This is a genomic window from Sphingomonas sp. 2SG (genome assembly GCF_005503285.1).
In the GTDB taxonomy this organism is placed as follows: Bacteria; Pseudomonadota; Alphaproteobacteria; order Sphingomonadales; family Sphingomonadaceae; genus Sphingomonas; species Sphingomonas taxi.
The window spans coordinates 1-21,849 of record NZ_SCMZ01000052.1 but is presented as its reverse complement, the minus strand read 5'-3'; the positions used below and the strand labels follow the sequence as shown (position 1 = coordinate 21,849).

Here is a 21,849-nt window from a genome sequence, read left to right as displayed (position 1 = left end):
GTCTCTGATCGGCCCCGCCTTCCGGCCACCGTCAAAGATCCGCTGTCCTATTTGGAAAAGCCATGGTCCCCGTTTGCCTCGCAACGGCAAGGGAGTGCGCCATGACGATCCGGACCCTCATCGACCAGCTGATCGACCGCGAAGGCGGCTATGTCGATCATCCCGCCGACCGCGGCGGCCCGACGCGCTGGGGGATCACCGCCGCGGTCGCCCGCGCCAACGGCTATCACGGCGCGATCCGCGATCTGCCGCAGGCGGTGGCGGCGGACATCTACGAGCGCGTCTACTGGCAGGCGCCCGGCTTCGATCAGGTCGCGACGCGCGCGCCGGCGCTGGTGGCGGAATTGTTCGACACCGGCGTCAACATGGGGACGGCGACCGCGATCGGCTTCCTCCAGCGCGCGCTCAACGCGCTCAACCGCGATGCGCGCGACTATCCCGATCTCGCGCTCGACCGGACGATCGGCGCGCGGACGCTCGCCGCGCTTGATGCTTTTCTCGCGCATCGCGGCCGGGCCGGTGAGGCGGTGCTGATCAAGGCGGTCGACGCCTTGCAGGGGGAACGCTATCTCGCGCTTGCCGAACGCCGGCCCGCCGACGAGGCGTTCCTGTACGGCTGGCTGGCGGGACGCGTCGCATGACCGCCGCCACGCCGCCCGATCGCTGGGTGACGCGGGCGCGGCCGGCGTTCCTGTACGTGATGTACGCGCTGCTGCTGTGGTCGATCCCGATGGGGATCGTCGCGGCGATCCGTCCCGATGTCGCGGCGGCGATGGTGCGGGGGATGGGCGCTTATCTGTCGGCGATCCCCGAACCGCTCTACGCGCTCTTCGGGACGGGCTATCTCGGCTACACCGCGGCGCGGACGTGGGGGAAGGTGAGAGGGGTGGACCGATAGGCGCCCGGAGGCGCAAAGAAGGGGATGCGCGCAGAGGCGCAGAGGCGCGGAGAGGTTGCATGGGTGGCGCGGGGAGCACGCCCCCCCTCATCGTCATCCCGACGAAAGTCGGGACCCATGGGTGCGCTGCCGGCAATGGCGCGCGCAACATCGGCCTCACCGCAACCATGGGTCCCGGCGTTCGCCGGGATGACGATGGGGGGCGGGGGCGCTGTGTCGGTACGAGCACCGCCTCTGCGTCTCCGCGTCACTGCGCGAGCCATCTTCGCAATCTCCACCCGATGCCGATCGACCGTGTGGTTGCCCCGCCGCAACTTCATCCTACATCGCCAACCATGAGCGATTCCCATTCCATGCCCGTCTGGCATGGCACCACCATCCTGTCGGTCCGGCGCAACGGCAAGGTCGTCGTCATCGGCGACGGCCAGGTCTCGATGGGCCAGACCGTGATGAAGCCCAATGCCAAGAAGGTCCGCCGTCTCGGCGCCGACGGACAGGTGATCGGCGGTTTTGCCGGCGCCACCGCCGACGCCTTCACGCTGTTCGAGCGGCTTGAGGCGAAGCTGGAACGCCATCAGGGCAAGCTGATGCGCGCCGCGGTCGAGCTGGCCAAGGACTGGCGCACCGACAAATATCTGCGCAACCTCGAGGCGATGATGATCGTCGCCGACACGGACGTGACGCTGATCCTCACCGGCAACGGCGACGTGCTCGAACCCGAAAACGGCGTCGCCGCGATCGGCTCGGGCGGCAATTACGCGCTCGCCGCGGCGCGCGCGCTGGTCGATTACGAGGCCGATGTCGAGACCGTCTGCCGCAAGGCGATGGCGATCGCCGCCGAGGTCTGTGTCTACACCAACGATCGCACGACGATCGAGGTGATGGACAGCACGAGCTGATCCGTCGCCGTTCGTACCTCTGACTTTCCGTGACCTTTCCTTGATTCCAGGCCGTTATCCCGGCCTCGGGCAACCCGGCAGACCATGAACCAGAACCTCACCCCCAAGGCGATCGTCGCCGCTCTCGACGCCCATATCATCGGGCAAGCCGACGCCAAGCGTGCGGTCGCGGTGGCGATGCGCAACCGCTGGCGCCGCCAGCAGCTCTCCGCCGACCTGCGCGACGAGGTGACGCCGAAGAACATCCTGATGATCGGGCCGACCGGCTGCGGCAAGACCGAGATCAGCCGCCGACTGGCGAAGCTCGCCGACGCGCCCTTCGTCAAGGTCGAGGCGACCAAGTTCACCGAGGTCGGCTATGTCGGCCGCGACGTCGAACAGATCGCCCGCGACCTCGTCGAGGAGGCGATCCGGTTGGAGAAGGAGCGCCGCCGCGTCGCGGTGAAGGACAAGGCCGAGGAGGCGGCGATGAAGCGCCTGCTCGATGCGCTGGTCGGCAAGGATTCGAGCGCGGCGACGCGCGAGAGCTTCAAGCAGCGCTTCGCCGACGGCTATCTCGACGCGACCGAGATCGAGATCGAGCTTGAACAGGCCGCGACGACGCCGTTCGAGGTACCCGGTGCCGGGCCGCAGATGATCAACCTGTCGGAGATGATGAAGTCGTTCGGTGGTGGGCAGCCGCTCAAGCGCCGCAAGCTGTCGGTCCGCGCGGCATGGGACAAGCTCGTTGAGGAAGAGGCGGACAAGCGCCTCGACCAGGATGAGGTCAGCCGCACCGCGCTCGCCGACGCCGAGGCGAACGGCATCGTCTTCCTCGACGAGATCGACAAGATCGCGGTCAGCGACGTGCGCGGCGGTTCGGTCAGCCGCGAGGGCGTGCAGCGCGACCTGCTGCCGCTGATCGAGGGCACAACGGTGGCGACCAAATACGGGCCGATGAAGACCGACCATATCCTGTTCATCGCCAGCGGCGCCTTCCACGTCGCTAAGCCGAGCGACCTGCTGCCGGAATTGCAGGGCCGCCTGCCGATCCGCGTCGAGCTGAAAGGGCTGACCGAGGAGGATTTCATCGCGATCCTGTCGGACACCAAGGCGTCGCTGCCCGCGCAATATAAGGCCTTGCTGGCGACCGAGGGCGCCGAGGTGAGCTTCACCGACGACGGCATCGCCGCGATCGCGCGCATCGCCGCCGAGGTGAACGGCCAGGTCGAGAACATCGGCGCGCGGCGGTTGCAGACGGTGATGGAGAAGCTGCTGGAAGAGGTGAGCTTCGACGCCGAGGATCGCAGCGAGCCGGTGACGGTCGATGCGGCCTATGTCGACAAGCAGCTCGCCGGCATCGCCCGCAATACCGACCTCAGCCGGTTCGTGCTGTAATCAACGCGACCGGGGGACTCGATCGCCGAGCCTGTCGAAGCGTCCGTCACGCAGCGGCGGTCCCGTGTGCGGGATCGCCCTTCACCGAGCGCGGGGCGAACGGTTCGGATGCTATTTCTTTACCCGCACATACGGGGTGAATTCGGTGAAGCGGCAATAACCCGACGGGATCGTCAATCCCGGCGTGATCACGCGGAAGCGGTCGTTCTTGCACAATTGCCCGCCATAGACGTCGATCACCAAGGTGGTGAACGGTGCCAGCGACGGACAGGCGCCGACCGGGCCGGTCTTCCACACGCGCGCGCCCTGCGTGTAGAGGATCGTATGCGCGTCGACGATCGACGGCCCCTGCATCGACGTCAGGCTGATGCAATTGGCGGGGGCTTCCGCCACCCGCCCGGCGAGGGGATCGGACTTGGCGGCGAGCAGCGGCAGCGCCAGCGCGGCGATCAGCAGCGGGCGGATCATTTCCCGTCCCGGCTGTAGCGGACGAACGGCCCGAACGAGCAACTGCCGCTGAACGTGCGCGACGCCGAATCGACCGTCGTGGCGATGTCGCCCTGGCACAATTGGCCGGTGGGCGTGCGCGTAATGAGAATATCGCCGCGCGCGATCCGCTCGCAACCGCCGGCGGTATCGCTGCGGTATTTGACGCCGTTGCTGACGACATAGACGATCGTCGGGCCATAGGCCTTGACCTGCGTGCTCGGAAACTGCGGCATGCAGGCCCCGGACCTGCCCGGCGTCAGCCCGGCCAGTTCCTTGGCCAGATCGGTGGCGGCGGCGGCGCTCGCCTGCTCCGCCGCGGCGACCTGCTTCGGAGTCTGGGTGCAGCCCGCCGCACAGACGGCGAGCAACGCGACGAAAGGTCTCACGGTCATCATCAGCACGTCTCCTGCACCGCGACCGGAACGTTTCAGCCGCGGAAGTTATCCTTTGATTCGCGTAGCTTGGCGAACTCTCCGGCGTCGGTGGCGCGCAGGAAGGGGTTGGTCGCCCGCTCCAGCGCGATCGTCGTCGGCACCGTCGCCTCACCCGCCGCCCGCGCCGCATCGACCGCGGTCATCCGCGTCGCCAGCGCCGCATTGTCCGGCTCGACGGTCAGTGCGAAGCGACCGTTCGACTGGGTATATTCGTGGCCACAATAGACCTGGGTCGTGTCGGGCAGCGTCGCATAGCGCTGCATGTTGGCGAACATCTCCGCCGGCGTGCCTTCGAACAATCGCCCGCAGCCGAGCGCGAACAGCGTATCGCCGGTGAAGATCGCCTCCGCCCCGGCGAGGTGGAAGGCGATATGGCCGGCGGTATGGCCCGGCACGTGCCACACGTGCGCGACCTCGGTGCCGATCCGCACCGTGTCGCCCTCGCCGACGGTCGAATCGAGCGTCGGGATCTTGGCGGCCTCGGCGGCCGGACCGGTGATCCGCGCGCCCGCCGCCTGCAAAGCGGCGTTGCCGCCAATATGGTCGGGGTGCCAGTGCGTCGTCCACACCTGGTCGATCGTCCAGCCCCGCTCGGCGGCGGCGGCCTGTACCGGTGCCGCCTCGCCGGGATCGACCGCCACCGTCTCGCCGCTGACGGGATCGTGGATCAGCCAGGCATAATTGTCGGTCAGCACGGGGACGCGGACGATCGCCAGCGTCATGTCACCAGCTCCCGGTGTTCGGCATCGACGCCCAGGGCTCGGCGGGGGCGAGCGCTTCGCCCGCCTGCAGCAGCTCGATCGAGATACCGTCGGGGGTCTTCACGAACGCCATATTGCCGTCGCGCGGCGGCCGGTTGATCGTCACGCCGGAGTCCATCAGCCGCTGGCAGCTGTCGTAGATATTATCGACGCGATAGGCGAGATGGCCGAAATTGCGGCCACCGCTATAGGTTTCCGGCGGCGTACCGTCCTCGGCGGGCCAATTGTAGGTCAGCTCGACCTCGGCGCGGCGATCGCCGATCTTGCGATCTTCGGCGGTGGCGAGGAAGATCAGCGTGAACCGCCCCGCCTCATTCTCGATCCGCCGCACTTCCTCGAGCCCGAGCACGCGGAAGAAGGCGATCGTCGCGTCGGGATCGCTGACGCGGATCATCGTGTGGAGATAGTGCATGCGTGGGTCCTGCGGTTGATGGTCCGGATTTAAGGCGCCAACGCACGGCGCACTAGAGGGTGTCCGGGCGAAGTCGCCGAACCCGGCGCGATCAGCGGTTACCGTCCCGCCGGCACCTTCGCCGACACCGGCGCGTCGCCGAATTGCGCCAGCGCGGCACGCGCGTGCTGGCCCGCCGGCAAATTGGGGGCGAGCCGCGCCGCTTCCGCCCAGGCGGCACGCGCGCCTGCTTCGTCCTGCGTCGAGGCGGCGATATTGCCCGCTTCGAGCTGCACCGACGCGTCGTCGGGCGAACGGCGCAGCGCCTCGGCGATGTCCGTCTTGGCCCGCGTCATATTGTCCATCCGCCGCGCCAGCGTCGCCGAGAGCAGCCAGGCGAGCGGATCGTCGCCGGCGCCGGCGAGCGCCAGATCGATATCGCGTCGCGCCGCCGGCAGCTCGCCCGCGGCGACGAGGACACGCGCATGGTCGAGCTGCGCCTCGCCGAGCGCCAGCCCCTCCAGCGTTCCCGCGACCAGCGCGGTGTCGAGCGCCGCACGCGCGCCGGGCACGTCGCCCGCCGCCAGCCGGGCATTGCCCGCCTGCGCCCAATAATTGGCGGCGCGCTTGTCGCGCGCTGCGTCGGCGGCCTTGGCGGCGGCGGTGAATTCGGTCGCGGCGGCGGCGAACTCGCCCTGTTGCGCCAGCGCCAGCCCGGCGCATTGCCGAGCGAACCACGCGCCGCCGCTCGCCGCCCAGCGCGTCGCCTCGACGCGGGCTGCGGCGGGGTCGCTGACCGCGAGCTGGCGGCAGCGATCGTAGCGCGCGGCGCGCGAATCGACGTCGGGGACAGTCGCCTTCGGTGCGGGCGCGGCGGCGGCCTGCACCGCGGCAAGGATCAGGATCATCGCAACACATCCTCGGTCGCCCGGACGATCAGCGCGATATCGGACGCACGCGACAGCCGGTGGTCGCCGTCCTTGATGAGCAGCGTCTGCACGTCGGCTGAACGGATCATCTCGCCCAGCCGCACGGTGCGATGCCACGGCACGTCCTTGTCCGCCTGGCCCTGCACCAGCCGCACCCGGCCATCGACGGGGATCGTCCCGAACATCAGCCGGTTGGCCTCGCCCGACTGGAAGAAGGCGCGGGTATAGACGGTCGGCGCCGGGCCATAGGGATTGGCGCGCTCGAGCCGTCCCTCTGTGAGGATCGCCATCTTTTCCTCGGTGGTGAAGCCCCAGTCGGTGAAGTCGGGTGCCGGCGCGATGCCGACCAGCCCGACCACCTGTCCGGCGCGCAGCTTGGCGACGAGCAGCATCAGCCAGCCGCCCAGCGACGAGCCGACCAGCACCACCGGCCCGGTCGCGACCTGATCGAGCATCGCCAGCACGTCGTCGCGCCAGCCGGCGAGCGTCTGCTCCTCGAACGTGCCCTCGCTCTGCCCGCAGCCGCCGTAATCGAAGCGCAGGAACGCGCGACCCTCGGCGCGCGCCCATGCCTCCAGCGCCAGCACCTTGGCGCCCTGCATGTCCGAGGCATAGCCCGGCAGGAAGACGATCGTCGGCCCGGCGCCGGGCGTGTGGTGATAGGCGAGGCGGGGGCGGGGGTCTGTCATGGCCGCTGTGTATCGTGCGCGCGGTGGCGCGTCATCCTCGCTTGGGTGGAGATAGCGGCGGGAGGTCACTGGGCGGACGCGACGTTCAGGGTTGCGGATTTCCTCCCCCTGACGGGCAGGGCTACGGCAGCTGGACGCTCGTGCGAGTCCGTCGTCTTCCAAGCCCTTCCCGTCACCCCGGACTTGTTCCGGGGTCCACCCTGCGGCGAGGAGAAACGCTTCATTCCACACCGTTCTCCCGCGGCCCGGTGGACCCCGGAACAAGTCCGGGGTGACGACTCTGATAGGGAAAGCGATCGAGCCTCATCACCGCAGCCGCATCCTATAGCCCTGCCTTGACGGGGGAGGACTTCGGGGAGCGCTAGAAGCGCCATTCCATCTTGTCGGTCTCGCCCGCGCAGATGCCGCGCAACGCCATCCATTCGGCGGTGTCGATCGCCGGTACGTAATGGGCATCACCCGCCGCGCTGCGCCGGAAGCGCGCGGCGCGGTCGGCGGACAGCGGATGGTTGGCGATATAGGCGAACATCCGCTCGCCGCTCGCATTGCCCTTCGCCAGGCGGTCGAAGAAGGCCGCGGTCGGCAACGGCGACACGCGCGCGTCGGCGAGCAGCCGGATCGCATAGCCGTCCGCCCGTGCCTCCGCCCCGCGCGAATAAGCGGTGGCGAGCAATGCGTTGGTATAGCCGCCGACATGCCCCTCCATCCCGCCGAGCAGCACCGACAGGCCCAATTGCCGCAGCAGCGATTCCATCACGTCGCGGCCGCGGACGTGGCCGATCTCGTGACCGATCACCCCCGCGACCTCGTCGGGCGAGCGGGCCGCCTGCAACAGCCCGTCGAAGATCACGATCCGACCGCCGGGCAAGGTCACCGCATTGACCATCGGCAATTTGACGACATGGACTTCCAGGTTGGGATCGTCGGGATCGATGCGGTTGGCGAGCTTCGCCAGCGCTGCGATGCCGACCGGTTCGACGCAGCCCTTGCGCCCGAAGTCGCCGACCATCACCTCGCCGAGCCGCCGTTCGAGCGAGGCGGGCACCATCCGTGCAACCAGCGCCGGCGTCTGCAGCACCAGCGCCACCGCGACCGCCGCCAGCACCGCGAATGCCGCCGCCGCGCGCCACAGGCCGAAGCGGTCGACCCAGCCGCCATAGCGCCGCGCCCGCGGCAGCCGCACGGCGATCTCCGCCGGCACCGGCCCGATGAAGCCGATCCGCCACCCCGGCTGCCCCTGCAACCCGAAGGTCCGCGCATCGCCGTCGCCATCCGCCGGGGTGAGCTGCGCGAAGGCCAGCCATGGGCCGGCGCGACCGTCCTCGTCGAGCCGGAAGCCGTCACCCTCGACGATCAGCCGCACCTGCCGGCGCAACGCACTGCGGCCGTCGTAATGCCATGCCGCCGCGGCGGGCGCCCCGGCGTCCACGTCAGAAGGCGCCGACATCGAAGGCGTCGAGCATCCCTTCGCCCTGGCCCGGCGCCCGGGTGTGCGACTGGAGCAACGTGTCGAGCTCGACCTCGCCATAAGCGGCGAGATGGCGGATGAAGAACGTCCAGTTGCGATAGGGGAGGAAGATCGCGCCGACGCCGAAAGTGACGATCACCAACGCGAGGCTGCCGAGATAAAAGAGGACCCAGTCCCTGGTCGACGCCTCGAAGCCGAATTGCAGCGTGCCGAGCGACGTCGCGCCCACCGCCTCGCGGAAGAAGGCGGCGAAATAGGTCATCGCGACCAGCCCGAGCACGCCGAAGAAGAAGACGTAGAAGGCGAGCGCCGCGGCCACGATGACGACGACGGTCTTCGCGGTCGGCACGCTGCCCGGCGTGTGATCGAGCACGCCATTGGTCGCCATGACCGCCGCCATGGCCCCGAAGGCGACGACCAGCGCGACCGGTAGCAAATAGAAGAGCAGGAAGCGACCGAACACCGGCTGCCAGCGCGCCGCGCTGCGGAACGACAGCGAGCCGAAGCTCATCGCGTTCCAGCGCTCGTTCCACAGCCGCGCCATCGACCAGGGCGTCATCAGATAGATGGTGAGGAACGACACGAACGTCTTCCAGAAGTAGCTCCACCCGTAGGCGAACCCCTGCGCGTCGCTGCCGCCGCGGATGCCGTGCCACAGGGTGCGGCTGAGCCGGTAGCGCAGCGCGCGGAAGCGCGCGACGCCGATCAGGTAGAGGGCGGTCAGATACATCAGGATCGCAAGCAATCCCGCCGCGCCCGGATGGCCGTGCATCATCGCGCTCTGCAACCCGAGGTTGACCAGGCCGAACGGCAGCACGAACAGGAAGAAGGCGATGACATAGCCGATGAACAATTCGAGGCCGGTGCCCGTCCATTCCAGCCGATCGTCGATGAACCGCGTCCGGCTCCACAGATACCGGCGGGTTCGTGCCCGTGCCCAGAAGGTGTAGAGGCCGAGCGTCACGATCATCAGCAACAGGTTGGTGAAGGCGATCGGCGCATACGCCTGCCATGTCCCGGTGAACCGGAACGCACGCGTGTCCGCTGAAGTCTGATCGGTCATCTCTGTTCCCCCGCCACGAATGGAGCCGAGCGAAAGGGGGCAGTCAACGCCCGAAGAGGGTTAATGCGTCGCCGGCGCTCGGCATCCGGCCGCAAGTCGTGCGCGTTCAATCAGATGACGCATGCGACCGATCGTCGCTCCGTCTCGTGGTCGTCACGGTCATGGGGTGGAGGAGAAAGTCATTGCTCCTTCGACGGGCTGACGAAAATGTCTTCGATCGCGAGGTCGAAGAGTTCGGCGATCTTGAACGCGAGCGGCAGCGACGGATCGTACCGGCCGGTCTCGATCGCATTGACGCTCTGCCGGCTGACCTCAAGCTGGTCGGCGAGATGCTGTTGCGACCAGCCGCGGGTCCCACGCAGATCACGCAGGTGGTTGATCACGCGGCGTCTCCCGCGGACCGTTCGATCGCGGCGTTGATGAAGCCGCCGATGCCGAGACCCCCGAACCAGACGATCGGCCAGGCATAGCCGACGAGGTGCGGCACCAGATCGAAATTCTCGAGGAAGCCCCAGAAGGTCGCGACGGTCATCGCGATCCCGGTCGCGATGATCGTCTGTCGCGCCATCAGCAGGCGCTGATATTCGTCCCGTTCCTCGGTGAAATAGATGCCGATGACGGCGAAGAAGCCCGATACCGGCAAGGCCGGCAATATGCCCAGCAGATAGGCGACGGGACCGCTGACGAGATGCCGGGCGAACAGCCAGCAGACCGGCAGCAGCACCGCGGCATAGATGAGCGACAGAATGATGATGCGCCGATTGTAGCGGCGCTGTGCAGGTGTTCCGGCCATGTACGTCCTCCCTCGAATCGTTGTGAAGGAGGCTTTACATGGAAAGCAGGCTTTACGTCAAGCGCGCTTGACAATCAGATGACGAATTCGACCGATCGTTGCTCCGTCTCGTGCGCGCGCTTGGCGACGATCTCGGCGTGGAGCGCGGTGATCGTACGGCTGCCGGTGGTAGTGAAGAGGAAGGGCAGCACGCCGTGGATCAGCGCGGCGACGCCGCCGCCGATCATGCGCAGCCCGAAGTGCGACGCGACGCCGAGATGCTCGGTATAGCTTTCGCCGACCGAGGCGGGATGCTGGGTGAAGAGCTTCATGACGCGTACCTCCTGCCCGCCAGTCTAGCCGCGCGCGCGCAACGACTCCAGCATCTCGGCGGCAAGCAGGCTCAGCGTATCGTCGCGTGCGCCCATCACGACGATCCGGTCGCCTTCGCGCGCCTCGGCGACCAGCATCGCCGCCGCCGCCGCGCGATCGGCGACATGGCGCGCATCGCGGCCGGCGGCGGTGAGGTCGGCGACGATGTCCGCGCTGGTCACCTCGCGTGCGACGGTGCCGCCGTGATAGACCGGGTCGGGCAGTACCAGCACGTCGTCGGACGCCAGCTTCTGGCCAAGCGTTTCGACCAGCTCGCGGCGCATCACCTTGAGCGGGCCATAGCCGTGCGGCTGGAACAGCAGCAGCAGCCGGCCGGGAAAGGCGTGCAGCGTGTCGATCGTCGCGGCGATCTTGTCGGGGTTGTGACCGAAATCGTCGATCACCGCGACGCCGGCCGCCTCGCCGACGAGGTCGAAGCGGCGGCGCAGCCCGGTAAATCCGCCGATCGCATCGACCGCGACGGCGAGCGGCACGCCCGCGGCGACCGCTGCGGCGATCGCCGCAAGCGCGTTGGAAACGTTGTGCCGCCCCGGCACCTGCAGCCGCACCGGGATCGCCGCATTGCCCGCGGCGATCAGGTCGAAGCGCGCCGCGAATGGCGCCTCGACGATGTTGCGCGCGGCGAAATCGGCGTCGCGGTCGACGCCGAAGGTCGCGACATGCGTCGGCGGCAGCGCCGCGGCGAGCGCCGCCGCCTCGTCATTGTCGAGGTTGACGATCGCCGTCTCCGCCTTGGCGATGAAGCCGGCGAACAGGCTGCGCAATTCCTCGATCCCCTTGTGGTCGAGGCTGACGTTGTTGAGCACCGCGATTCGCGGGCGATAATGCGCGATCGAGCCGTCGCTTTCGTCGACCTCGCTGACGAAGGGCTCGCCGTTGCCGATCAGCGCGCTGGCGAAGGGCGCTTGCGGATGCGCGAAATTCTTCATCACCGCGCCGTTCATCACCGTCGGATCACGGCCGGCAGCGTGGAGGATCCAGCCGATCATGCCGGTCACGGTCGACTTGCCGCTGGTCCCGGCGACGCCGATCGGCAGCGCGCTCTGGTTGAACAGGGTGCTGAGCAGTTCGGCGCGGCTCGCCCGCGTGCAGCCGAGTCGCGTCGCCGCGACGATGTCGGCGACGCTGTCCTCGACCGCGGCGGAGGCGACGACGATCTGCTTGGCGGACACCACGCCGCTGCCGTCCTGCGGGAACAGCGCGATGCCGCGGGCGCGCAACGCGTCGAACTTGGCCGGCACGCGCCCCTGGTCGAGCCCGCGGTCGGAACCGGCGACGATCGCGCCGCGCCCCGACAGGATCGTCGCCAACGGCATCATCCCCGATCCGCCGATGCCGACGAGGAAGAAGCGCTTGCCCGCTACCGGGCCGGAAAGATTGCCGTTCGCCATGACGCTGCGCTATCGACGCGGCCGCGCAGGGGCAAGGCTCTGCGGCGAGGCGGAGCGACGGGACGATGCGGATAGGGGTGGTGGCGCCGGCGAGCATCGGCAACAAGGATGCCGAGGCGCCGTTCATCGCCTTCGCCGCTCTGGCCTATCCCGAGGTCGATCTGGTCGTCCATCCGCAATGCTGGGAGACCGCGGGCCATTTCGCCGGCGATGACGCGCGGCGCGCATCGGCCTTCCTCGAATTCGCCAACGATCCCGGCTTCGATGCGATCTGGTTCCTGCGCGGTGGCTATGGCTCGAACCGCATCCTGCCGCTGGTGATGCCGCAACTCGGCCCGGCGGCGCGGCACAAGAGCTATCTCGGCTATTCCGACATGGGGTTCCTGCTCGGCGCGCTCTATGCGCGGCGGATCGGCCGGCCCTGCCACGGCCCGATGGCGAGCGACATCCGCCGCAAGGGTGGCGACCGGACGATCGCGCGGTCGCTCGGCTGGCTGGCGCGCGGCGACCGGCAGGGGCTGGAGCCGGGGCTCGACGGCCGCCCGGCGGCGGCGTTCAATCTGTCGATCCTCGGCGCGCTGATCGGCACGCCCTGGCTGCCCGACCTCACCGACCATGTCCTGATGATCGAGGAAGTGTCGGAGCCGATGTACAATATCGATCGGCTGCTGTTTCATATGGGCCATGCAACGCAGCTCAAGGGGATCGCCGGCGTCCGCCTCGGCGCGGTGACCGCGGTCCAGCCCAACGAACCCGAATGGGGCGATACGCTGGAATATATGATCCGGCGCTGGTGCGGCGATCTCGGCGTGCCGTATCTCGGCCGGGCGGAGATCGGTCATACGCAGACCAATTGCGTGGTGCCGTTCGGCATCGCCTAAATCCTCCCGGTACGGGGAGGGGGACCGCTCGGCGCAGCCGAGTGGTGGAGGGGGCTCGCCGCGGATGCTGCGCTTTTGGAGCCCCCCTCCGTCACCGCTTCGCGGTGCCACCTCCCCGTGCCGGGGAGGAATTACGGCAACGCTTGCCTATATACCCTGCGCCGCTTTATTCGCGGCTTCCTCAACCAACCTGAAAGTCCATCATGTCCGCCATGTTCCGTATCACGCTGCCCGACGGTTCCGTCCGCGAGGTTGCGCCCGGGACTACCCCGGCGGACGTCGCCGCCGCGATCGGTCCCGGCCTCGCCAAGGCCGCGCTGGCCGCGCGGATCGACGGCCAGGTGCGCGATCTCAACCGGCCGTTCGAGCGCGACACCAATCTCGCGCTGGTCACCGCGAAGGACGAGGCCGATGCGCTCGAACTCGTCCGCCACGATCTCGCGCACGTCATGGCCGAGGCGGTGCAGCATCTGTTCCCCGGCACGCAGATCACCTTCGGCCCGGCGACCGACGACGGTTTTTATTACGACTTCGCGCCAAAGGACCGGCCCTTCACCGAGGAGGACCTGCCCGCGATCGAGGCGGAGATGCGCTGCATCATCGCGCGGAACGAGCCGTTCACGCGAGAAGTGTGGACGCGCGAGCAGCTCATCGAGACGTGGAAAAAGCAGGGCGAGACGTTCAAGGCCGAATGGGCCGCCGAACTGCCCGACAACGAGGAACTGACGATCTATCGTCAGGGCGCATGGCTCGACATGTGCCGCGGCCCGCATATGGCCTCGACCGGCAAGCTCGATCCGCAAGCCTTCAAGCTGACCCGCGTATCGGGCGCCTATTGGCGCGGCGACCAGAAGAACGCGATGCTCAGCCGCATCTACGGCACCGGCTGGCTCAACAAGAAGCAGCTCGACCAGCATCTGTTCATGCTGGAGGAGGCGGCGAAGCGCGACCATCGCAAGATCGGCCAGGAGATGGACCTGTTCCACCTCCAGTCGGAAGCGCAGGGTTCAGTGTTCTGGCACCCCAAGGGCTTCATCCTGTGGCGCCAGCTCGAGGCCTATATGCGCCGCCGGCTCGACGCCGCCGATTATGCCGAGGTGAAGACGCCGCAGCTGATGGACGCCAAACAGTGGGAGCAATCCGGCCACTGGGGCAAGTATCGCGAGAACATGTTCGTCGTCCCCGACGAAGTGCCCAACACCGAGGATGAGGGCGCGGTGCTGTCGGGCGAGGGCGACCTGATGGCGCTCAAGCCGATGAACTGCCCGGCGCACGTGCTGATCTTCAAACAGGGGATCAAGAGCTATCGCGACCTGCCGATCCGCATGGCCGAATTCGGCTGTTGCCACCGCAACGAGCCGCACGGCGCATTGCACGGCATCATGCGCGTCCGCCAGTTCACGCAGGACGACGCGCATATCTTCGTGCGCGAGGACCAGCTCGTCGATGAGGTGCGCAAGTTCTGCGAATTGCTCGACTCGGTCTACAAGCATCTCGGCTTCGACTCTTATGCGATCAAGCTGGCGCTGCGCCCCGAGAAGCGCTTCGGGTCCGAAGAGATGTGGGACTGGGCGGAACAGTCGCTGCGCGATGCGGTCGCGGCGACGGGCCGCGACACGCCCGAATATGGCTGGGAGGAACTACCGGGCGAGGGCGCCTTCTACGCGCCCAAGCTCGAATTTCACCTGACCGACGCGATCGGCCGGACGTGGCAGGTCGGCACGATCCAGACCGACACCGTGCTGCCCGAGCGACTCGACGCGAGCTATGTCGGCGAGGACGGCAATCGCCACCGCCCGATCATGCTCCACCGCGCGATCCTCGGCACGTTCGAGCGGTTCATCGGCATATTGATCGAGCATCACGCCGGGCGCTTCCCGCTCTGGCTGTCGCCGGTGCAGGCGGTGGTCGCGACGATCGTCTCGGACGCCGACGGCTATGCCGAGCAGGTGGCGGCGACGCTGCGCAAGGCGGGCATCCGCGTCGAGACCGACCTGCGCAACGAGAAGATCAACTACAAGGTGCGCGAACATTCGGTGGCGAAGGTCCCGGTGCTGCTCGTCGTCGGCAAGCGCGAGGCGGAAGAGGGCAAGCTCGCCGTCCGCCGTCTCGGCAGCCAGGCGCAGCAGATCGTGACGGTCGACGAGGTGGTCGCTATGCTGCGCGAGGAGGCGACCCCGCCCGATCTGCGCTGACGCTTAGGTATCAGCCAGCCGTCGACTAATTCGTATCGGCCCGGGAGTCGCATCGCGTCCTCTGCGCTACCGGGCCAGCGAACAGGATGACCTCGGCATAACACGGCACATTGCGCATCGGTCAGGGGAAGGCGATGGCGTCGTCCCAAGCCGTGAGGCCGAGGCTTTCGGCCGTCAATGATGCATCATCTTGCACAGGCATCTTCCGCAAACGCTCCGGAAAGCTTATATCTAATTCAAACCACCACAGGAGCTATACCCATACGTCCTCCCATGATGCGCCGACCGAATCAGGCGCCGCCAATGAATGGCCCTCGTTTCAACGAGTGGATCGTCAGCCCCAAGGTTCGCGTGATCGACCATGAGGGCGAGAATCTCGGCGTGATGTACACGCGCGAGGCGATGGCGCAGGCGCAGGAACTCGGCCTAGATCTGGTCGAGGTGTCGCCGAACGCGGATCCGCCCGTCGCCAAGTTCCTCGACGTCGGCAAGTTCAAGTACGAGGCGCAGAAGAAGGCGAACCTCGCCCGCAAGTCGCAGAAGACGCAGGAGATCAAGGAGATCAAGATGCGTCCGAACATCGATGACCACGATTACGACACCAAGATGAAGAAGGTCGTCGAGTTCATCGAGGAGGGCGACAAGGTCAAGGTCACGATGCGCTTCCGTGGTCGCGAGCTGAGCCACGGCCAGCTCGGCATGGCGGTGCTGCAGCGCGTCGCCGAACAGGTCGCCGAGGTCGCCAAGGTCGAGGCCTATCCGCGCATGGAAGGCCGTCAGATGCTGATGGTGCTCGCGCCCAAGTAATTCCGGCCGATCCGGCGCTTTCCGTAGCGTCAGGCAGGTTTTTGAACACCGGGTCCGGCAACGGGCCCGGTGTTGCGTATGGGCGACAGTCCATTCGAAAATGCATACGGCAACGACAAATTACTAGACGCTCACGCCTGCGCGATCCTAGCCTCAAAAGAAAACCCGATATTCGAAAACCGAAATCGGAACAGGAGAGGATGACCATGCGCCTTACTGCGTATCTGCTGTCGGCTGCGACGATCGCGATTGCCTCGCCCGTCATGGCGCAGAACAATTCGCCCGAGCCGTCGAGCCCGGCGACCCAGACGACCTCGCCGACCGCGGCGGGGTCGGTCGCGCAGGACGAGGGCGATCAGGGCGATATCGTCATCACCGCGCAGGGCCGCGCCCAGGCGCTCGCCGACGTGCCGGTCGCGGTTTCGGCGATCACCGCGGAGACGCTGCAGAATTCCGGCGCCAGCGACATCCGCCAGCTCAACCAGCTCGCGCCGTCGCTGCTGGTGTCGTCGACCGGTTCGGAGGCGAACGGCTCGGCGCGCATCCGCGGCATCGGCACGGTGGGCGACAATCCCGGCCTAGAAAGCTCGGTCGCGGTGTTCATCGATGGCGTCTACCGCTCGCGGTCCGGTATCGGCCTCACCGAACTCGGCGAGATCGATCGCGTCGAGGTGCTGCGCGGCCCGCAGGGCACGCTCGGCGGCCGCAACTCCTCGGCCGGCCTGATCAGCATCATCAGCAAGGCGCCGTCGTTCCAGGGCTTCAGCGGCGGTGCCGAAGCGACCTACGGCAATTACGATTTCTACCGTTTCGCCGGCAATCTCAACCTGCCGCTCAGCAAGACGATCGCGGCGCGGGTCGACGGCGTCTACGTCAAGCGCGACGGCTTCTACCGCGATTATACGAACAACACCGACGTCAACAATCGCAACCGCTATTTCGTCCGCGGCCAGTTGCTGTTCGAGCCGAGCAGCGACATCCGCTTCCGCCTGATCGGCGACTATACGCATCGCGACGAGAAATGCTGCGCCGCCACCTATGTCGACCGCAGCGTCAACGAGGCGGTGGGCAACCTCAACAACCCCGTCGCGTCGGTCAACGCCGGCCTCGCGGCGGGCGCCAACGGCAACAACATCGTCAACGTCATCCGCGACCTCGGCCAGCCGCTCGGCCTCGTCACCAGCCCCGGCTACAGCCGCGACGTCTCGGTGAGCGCCGGCCGCAGCTTCGCCGGCATCACCAAGGACTGGGGCGTCTCCGGCCAGCTCGACTGGACGATCGGCACCACCAAACTGACCTCGATCACCGCGTACCGTGATTACGATTCGGATCAGGGCTCGGACACCGACTATAGCCGCGTCGATATCCTCTATCGCGCCGCCAACGGCAATTCGGCGCGCCGCTTCCGCACCTTCACGCAGGAACTGCGGCTCAACGGTTCGCTGTTCGCCGACAAGCTCGACTGGCTGGTCGGCGGCTTCTTCGCCAACGAGGATCTGCGCGTCCTCGACAATCTGCGGTTCGGCAGCCAGTACGGCCGCTTCGCCACCTGCCGCCTCGTTTCGGGCAGCGCGCTCGCGCAATTCTACGCGCCCGGAAGCACCGGCTGTCTCAGCGCCACGGGACGCGCGGTGCTCAGCGGCGGCGTCCCCGGCGTCGCCTCGCCCTTCGGTGCCGCGGGGCCGCTCATCGTCAACGCGATCGCCACGCTCGACGGCATCAACGACAAGGGCTCGACCCGCGACGTCTACAATCAGAACAGCCGCAACTGGGCGCTGTTCACGCACAATATCTTCCACGTCACCGACACCGTCGATCTGACGCTCGGCGCGCGCTATACCAACGAACGCAAGAAGTTCGACGCCAGCTTCACCAACGACAACACCGGCTGCACCGCGATCCAGAGCTCGCTGCGGTCGCTGCTCGCGAACCCCGCCCTGGCGCCGACCGCCGCCGGAATCATCGGCCTCGCCTGTCAGGGCAACAACACCGCCGAGCTCAACGGCGTGTCGATCAACAGTCGCCGCAAGGAAGACCGGTTCACCGGCACCGCGATCCTGTCGTGGAAGCCGATCGACGATCTGCTGCTCTACGGCAGCTATTCGCGCGGCTATAAGGCAGGCGGCTTCAACCTCGATCGTTCGGCGCTCAAGCAGCCGGTGCAGACCTTCGCCCAGCTCGGCGGCGCGCAGGCGCTCGCCAACTCGCTGCAATTCGCGCCCGAGACGGTCAATTCCTACGAAGTCGGCGCAAAATACGGCACCGGCCCGTTCACCTTGTCCGCGGCGGCGTTCATCCAGGATTTCAGCAATTTCCAGCTGAACACCTTCAACGGCACGGTCTTCCTCGTGCAGAACATCAACGGCTGTTCGTCGAGCCTCAACGGCGGCGACCGCGACCAGAGCAAATTCCCGGCGGCGAGCAACTACAATGCCGCGGCGACCAGCAGCGGCGTCTGCCCGTCGGGCGACATCGGTTACGGCGTCCGTGCCAAGGGCGTCGAGCTGGAGGCCTCGCTGGTCCCGGCACGCGACTTCCGCGTCAGCCTCGGCCTCACCGTCACCGACACCAAATATCGCAGCCAGCTCGTCGGCAGTTCCTCGGGCGCGCCGCTCGACCAGGCGCTGCGCCTGCTGCCGGGGCGGACGCTGTCCAATTCGGCGGACATCGTCGCGACCTCGTCGGCCTCGTGGACGCCGCAGCTCGGCGGCGGCTATTCGGCGCTGTTCTACGTCGATACGCGCATGACCAGCGACTATAACACCGGCTCCGACCTGTTCCCGCAAAAGGCGCAGGACGGTTATGCGATCGTCAACGCCCGCATCGGGCTGCGCATGCCGGACGAGCGGATCAGCCTCGAATTCTGGGGGCAGAACCTGACCAACGTCGATTACGCGCAGGTGGCGTTCAACTCGCCGTTCCAGGAAGGCGCGGCCAATGCGGCATTCCAGGACGCGCAATATCCCGGCGGCCGCCAGCTCTTCTCGCAATATCTCGCCGAGCCGCGGACCTATGGCGCGACGATCCGCGCGCGCTTCTGATTGTACCGATCCGTTCGTGCTGAGCCTGTCGAAGCATCTTGAGACTCAAGCCCTTCGACAGGCTCAGGGCGAACGGCGCGCGTTTGTCGGCGGAATCAGCAGGCAACGGGGAGGGGAGGGTTACGCCGCCATCTCGACGGTTTCGCCGCTCGCGGCGGTGCGCAGGCGGCGTTCCAGTGTCTTCAGCCGCGCCGCCGCGGTGATCCGGTCGCCGGTCAGGTCGGTGACGTAGAAGGTGTCGACCGCGCGCTCGCCATAAGTGGCGACATGCGCCGAATGCAGCGTCACCTTCGACTGGAACAGCGCCTGCGCGAGCTGGTTGAGCAGCGCCGGCCGATCACGCGCATTGACCTCGATCACCGTAAAACGGTTCGAGGCGTGATTGTCGATCAGCACGTTGGGCTCGATCTCGAACGCATCCGCGCGCGTACGCGCCGCCGGCTTGGCGACGAGCCGGTCGGTCAGCTTGCCGCGATTCGCCAGCGCATCCTCGATCGCCATCTTGAGCCGTTTCAACTGGTCGAGATCGTCGAACGGCCGCCCGAACGGATCCTGGACGAGGAAATTGTCGATCGCCATGCCGTCGCGCGTCGTGTGGATGCGTGCGTCGATGATGTTGCCGCCCGCGACGTGGATCGCCCCGGCGATCCGGTAGAACAGGCCGGGATGGTCGGCGGCGTAGATCGTCACCAATGTCGCGCCGCGCGTCGCATAGACCTGCGCGTCGATCGAGAGTTGCGCGTCGCCGGCCGCCGCGATGAAGCGTGCGTTGTGCGCGAGCACGTCGTCGGGCTCGGCGATCCAATAGGCCTCGGGGAAGCGGCGCACGAAGGCGTCGAACCGCGCCGGTTCCCAGCCCAGCGTCGCCTGCAGCGTCTCCTGCCGCGTCGCGATCCGCTCGGCGCGCCCGCGCTGCTTGTGGCCGAGCCGCAGCACTTCCTCGGCGCCCTCGTAGAGGTCGGCGAGCAACTGGCGCTTCCAGCCGTTCCACGTACCGGGGCCGACCGCGCGGATATCGACGATGGTCAGCACCAGCAGTAGCCGCAGCCGTTCGGGGCTCTGCACGACCTCGCAGAAATCGAGGATCGTCTTGAAGTCCGACAGGTCGCGCTTGAACGCGGTCGCCGACATCAGCAGGTGCCAGCGCACCAGCCACGCCACCGTCTCGGTCTCCGCGGGCGACAGGCCGAAGCGCGGGCAGAGCCGTTCCGCCACCTCCGCGCCGAGGATCGAATGGTCGGCGTCGCGCCCCTTGGCGATATCGTGCAGCAGCACCGCGACATAGAGCACGCGCCGCGACACGATATGCTTGATGATCGCCGAGGCAAGCGGGTGATCGTCCTTGAGTTCGCCCTTGTCGATCCGCGCCAGCAGCCCGATCGCGCGGATCGTATGCTCGTCCACCGTATAATGGTGGTACATGTCGAACTGCATCTGCGCGACGACGCGGCCGAAGTCGGGCACGAAGCGGCCGAACACCCCCGCCTCGTTCATCCAGCGCAGCACCAGTTCGGGATCGCGTGGAGACGTCAGCACGTCGAGGAACAAGGCATTGGCGCGCGGATCGCGGCGATGGCGCGCGATGAGCTTGGCGTCGCGCGCCGCGGCGCGCATCGCCAGCGGATGGATCTCGACGCCGTGCAGATCGGCCAGCTGGAAGATCTCGATCAGCCGCACCGGATCTTCGCTGAAATAATCGTCGCGCGGCAGTGCGAGCCGGCCGCGATCGAGCACGAAGCCATGTAATTTGTCCGGCCGCCGCCGGATCGTCGGCAGCCCGAACCGCCGCCCGCGCGCCGCGAACCGCTCGTCGAGATGCGCGAGGAACACGCCGGTGAGGTTGCCGACCGTCTTCGCCTGCAGGAAGTAATATTGCATGAAGCGCTCGACCGCCGGTTTGCCGGGCCGGTCGGAGAAGCGCATCCGCGTCGCGATCTCGCGCTGGACGTCGAAGGTCAGCCGATCCTCGGCGCGGCGGGTGACACTGTGCAGGTGACAGCGTACCGCCTGGAGGAAATTGTCGGCGCGGTGGAACAGGCGATATTCGGCCTTGGTCAGCAGGCCGACCTCGACCAGATCGGCGCCGCGCTGGACGTCGTGGATGTACTTGCCGATCCAGAACAGGGTGTGGAGGTCGCGCAGGCCGCCCTTGCCCTCCTTGACGTTGGGCTCGACGACATAGCGCGTGTCGCCCATCTTGCGGTGGCGCGCGTCGCGCTCGGCAAGCTTGTCGGCGATGAACTGGCGCTCGGTGCCGTGCTGCACCTCCGCCTTGAAGCGCTTCGCCGCCTCGTCGTAGAGCGCCACGTCGCCGGTGACGTAGCGTGCTTCGAGCAAGGCGGTGCGGATCGTCACGTCGCCCTTCGCCTGCCGCACCATCTCGTCGAGCGAGCGGCTGGAATGGCCGATCTTCAGCGCGAGGTCCCAGAGCGCGTAGAGCATCGATTCGATGACCTGCTCGGCCCAGGGCGTCTGCTTGCCGGGGGTGAGGAAACCGATGTCGACGTCGGAGAATGGCGCCATCTCGGCGCGGCCGTAACCGCCGACCGCGATCAGCGTCAGCCGTTCGCCCGCGGTCGGGTTGTGGAGCGGGTGGAGCCGCTGCGTCGCGAGGTCGAACAGCACGCGCAACAACTGGTCGGTGAGATACGCCTGCGCGTTCGAAGCCTCCAGCCCGCGCGACGGATGCGTGGCGAGCCGCCGCTGGATCTCGGCGCGACCCTCGGCGAGCGCCTCCTTGAGGATCGCGGTGGCTTGGGTGCGCAGGGCGATGCCGGTCGCGTCGATCGCGGCGATCTGTTCGGCGAGCGCGCGGCGATCGACGATCGCGCGGCGGTTGGGAAGGTGGTCGAAACGGCGCTGCATGGCGGCGAGGTATAACCGCGCGAGGGTTAAGGGGACATGGGGTTTGGAGAGAGGTGCTGAGTCCTCCCCCGCAAGGGGGAGGTGGCGCCGCGAAGCGGTGACGGAG

At 67.4% G+C, this 21,849-nt stretch carries 21 protein-coding genes; 8 read left to right on the top strand and 13 right to left on the bottom strand.

Going from position 1 to position 21,849, the window contains the following annotated elements:
• Positions 1–101 precede the first annotated feature (101 nt).
• The 4 genes from FFS23_RS16860 to hslU all read left to right on the top strand — a co-directional run bounded on the left by FFS23_RS16860 (position 102) and on the right by hslU (position 3,174).
• Complete coding sequence (locus FFS23_RS16860) at positions 102–641, top strand: glycoside hydrolase family 108 protein (protein WP_137899514.1); 540 nt, start codon at positions 102–104, stop codon at positions 639–641.
• Positions 638–898: a 3TM-type holin gene (locus tag FFS23_RS16855; RefSeq protein WP_137899513.1), complete on the top strand. Its 261-nt coding sequence runs from the start codon at positions 638–640 to the stop codon at positions 896–898. Before FFS23_RS16860 ends, FFS23_RS16855 begins: the two co-directional genes overlap by 4 nt.
• A gap of 353 nt (positions 899–1,251) precedes the next feature.
• Positions 1,252–1,797, top strand: a complete 546-nt coding sequence (hslV, locus tag FFS23_RS16850; RefSeq protein ID WP_137899523.1) for an ATP-dependent protease subunit HslV — start codon at positions 1,252–1,254, stop codon at positions 1,795–1,797.
• Positions 1,798–1,881: 84 nt separating this feature from the next.
• Positions 1,882–3,174 (top strand): ATP-dependent protease ATPase subunit HslU, encoded by a 1,293-nt coding sequence (hslU, locus tag FFS23_RS16845; protein ID WP_137899512.1) that lies wholly within the window; start codon positions 1,882–1,884, stop codon positions 3,172–3,174.
• Between the two features lie 111 nt (positions 3,175–3,285).
• Here the strand turns inward: hslU and FFS23_RS16840 are convergent, their stop codons facing one another.
• The 12 genes from FFS23_RS16840 to FFS23_RS16785 form a co-directional block, all read right to left on the bottom strand.
• Positions 3,286–3,642, bottom strand: coding sequence for a hypothetical protein (locus FFS23_RS16840; protein WP_249340730.1), 357 nt, complete (start codon positions 3,640–3,642; stop codon positions 3,286–3,288).
• Positions 3,639–4,058: a hypothetical protein gene (locus FFS23_RS16835; RefSeq protein WP_249340729.1), complete on the bottom strand. Its 420-nt coding sequence runs from the start codon at positions 4,056–4,058 to the stop codon at positions 3,639–3,641. The genes FFS23_RS16840 and FFS23_RS16835 overlap by 4 nt, the downstream gene beginning before the upstream one ends.
• Positions 4,059–4,090: 32 nt before the next feature.
• Positions 4,091–4,819 carry a hydroxyacylglutathione hydrolase gene (gene gloB / locus FFS23_RS16830; RefSeq protein WP_137899511.1) on the bottom strand — a complete coding sequence of 243 codons (729 nt, stop codon included), beginning with the start codon at positions 4,817–4,819 and terminating at the stop codon, positions 4,091–4,093.
• 1 nt (position 4,820) lies between these two features.
• Positions 4,821–5,270, bottom strand: a complete 450-nt coding sequence (locus tag FFS23_RS16825; protein ID WP_038662984.1) for a VOC family protein — start codon at positions 5,268–5,270, stop codon at positions 4,821–4,823.
• Between the two features lie 98 nt (positions 5,271–5,368).
• On the bottom strand, positions 5,369–6,157 hold the full coding sequence (locus FFS23_RS16820) for a tetratricopeptide repeat protein (RefSeq protein ID WP_171009531.1): 789 nt from the start codon (positions 6,155–6,157) through the stop codon (positions 5,369–5,371).
• Positions 6,154–6,867: an alpha/beta hydrolase gene (locus FFS23_RS16815; RefSeq protein WP_137899510.1), complete on the bottom strand. Its 714-nt coding sequence runs from the start codon at positions 6,865–6,867 to the stop codon at positions 6,154–6,156. The genes FFS23_RS16820 and FFS23_RS16815 overlap by 4 nt, the downstream gene beginning before the upstream one ends.
• 361 nt (positions 6,868–7,228) lie before the next feature.
• On the bottom strand, positions 7,229–8,314 hold the full coding sequence (locus tag FFS23_RS16810) for a M48 family metallopeptidase (RefSeq protein ID WP_137899509.1): 1,086 nt from the start codon (positions 8,312–8,314) through the stop codon (positions 7,229–7,231).
• Entirely contained in the window at positions 8,298–9,398 is a 1,101-nt protein-coding gene (locus FFS23_RS16805) for a YjgN family protein (protein ID WP_137899508.1), read from the bottom strand. The genes FFS23_RS16810 and FFS23_RS16805 overlap by 17 nt, the downstream gene beginning before the upstream one ends.
• Before the next feature lie 179 nt (positions 9,399–9,577).
• Positions 9,578–9,781 (bottom strand): helix-turn-helix transcriptional regulator, encoded by a 204-nt coding sequence (locus tag FFS23_RS16800; RefSeq protein ID WP_137899507.1) that lies wholly within the window; start codon positions 9,779–9,781, stop codon positions 9,578–9,580.
• Positions 9,778–10,191, bottom strand: coding sequence for a hypothetical protein (locus FFS23_RS16795; RefSeq protein ID WP_038662965.1), 414 nt, complete (start codon positions 10,189–10,191; stop codon positions 9,778–9,780). The genes FFS23_RS16800 and FFS23_RS16795 overlap by 4 nt, the downstream gene beginning before the upstream one ends.
• A 74-nt stretch (positions 10,192–10,265) precedes the next feature.
• A complete protein-coding gene (locus FFS23_RS16790; protein WP_038667167.1) occupies positions 10,266–10,502 on the bottom strand; it encodes a DUF6356 family protein in 237 nt (78 codons plus the stop codon).
• A gap of 24 nt (positions 10,503–10,526) precedes the next feature.
• Positions 10,527–11,954 (bottom strand): Mur ligase family protein, encoded by a 1,428-nt coding sequence (locus FFS23_RS16785; protein ID WP_137899506.1) that lies wholly within the window; start codon positions 11,952–11,954, stop codon positions 10,527–10,529.
• 65 nt (positions 11,955–12,019) lie between these two features.
• Between FFS23_RS16785 and FFS23_RS16780 the strand changes: the two genes are divergently transcribed.
• From FFS23_RS16780 to FFS23_RS16765, 4 genes are all read left to right on the top strand, one after another.
• Positions 12,020–12,835 carry an LD-carboxypeptidase gene (locus FFS23_RS16780; RefSeq protein ID WP_171009530.1) on the top strand — a complete coding sequence of 272 codons (816 nt, stop codon included), beginning with the start codon at positions 12,020–12,022 and terminating at the stop codon, positions 12,833–12,835.
• A gap of 203 nt (positions 12,836–13,038) precedes the next feature.
• Positions 13,039–15,030, top strand: a complete 1,992-nt coding sequence (thrS, locus tag FFS23_RS16775) for a threonine--tRNA ligase (protein ID WP_137899505.1) — start codon at positions 13,039–13,041, stop codon at positions 15,028–15,030.
• 273 nt (positions 15,031–15,303) lie between these two features.
• Positions 15,304–15,837: a translation initiation factor IF-3 gene (infC, locus tag FFS23_RS16770; protein WP_037534495.1), complete on the top strand. Its 534-nt coding sequence runs from the start codon at positions 15,304–15,306 to the stop codon at positions 15,835–15,837.
• A gap of 206 nt (positions 15,838–16,043) precedes the next feature.
• Complete coding sequence (locus FFS23_RS16765) at positions 16,044–18,878, top strand: TonB-dependent receptor (protein ID WP_137899504.1); 2,835 nt, start codon at positions 16,044–16,046, stop codon at positions 18,876–18,878.
• Positions 18,879–18,998: 120 nt separating this feature from the next.
• On the opposite strand, the gene FFS23_RS16760 is transcribed toward FFS23_RS16765, so the two are convergent.
• Positions 18,999–21,743: a [protein-PII] uridylyltransferase gene (locus FFS23_RS16760; RefSeq protein WP_137899503.1), complete on the bottom strand. Its 2,745-nt coding sequence runs from the start codon at positions 21,741–21,743 to the stop codon at positions 18,999–19,001.
• Between the last annotated feature and the right edge of the window lie 106 nt (positions 21,744–21,849).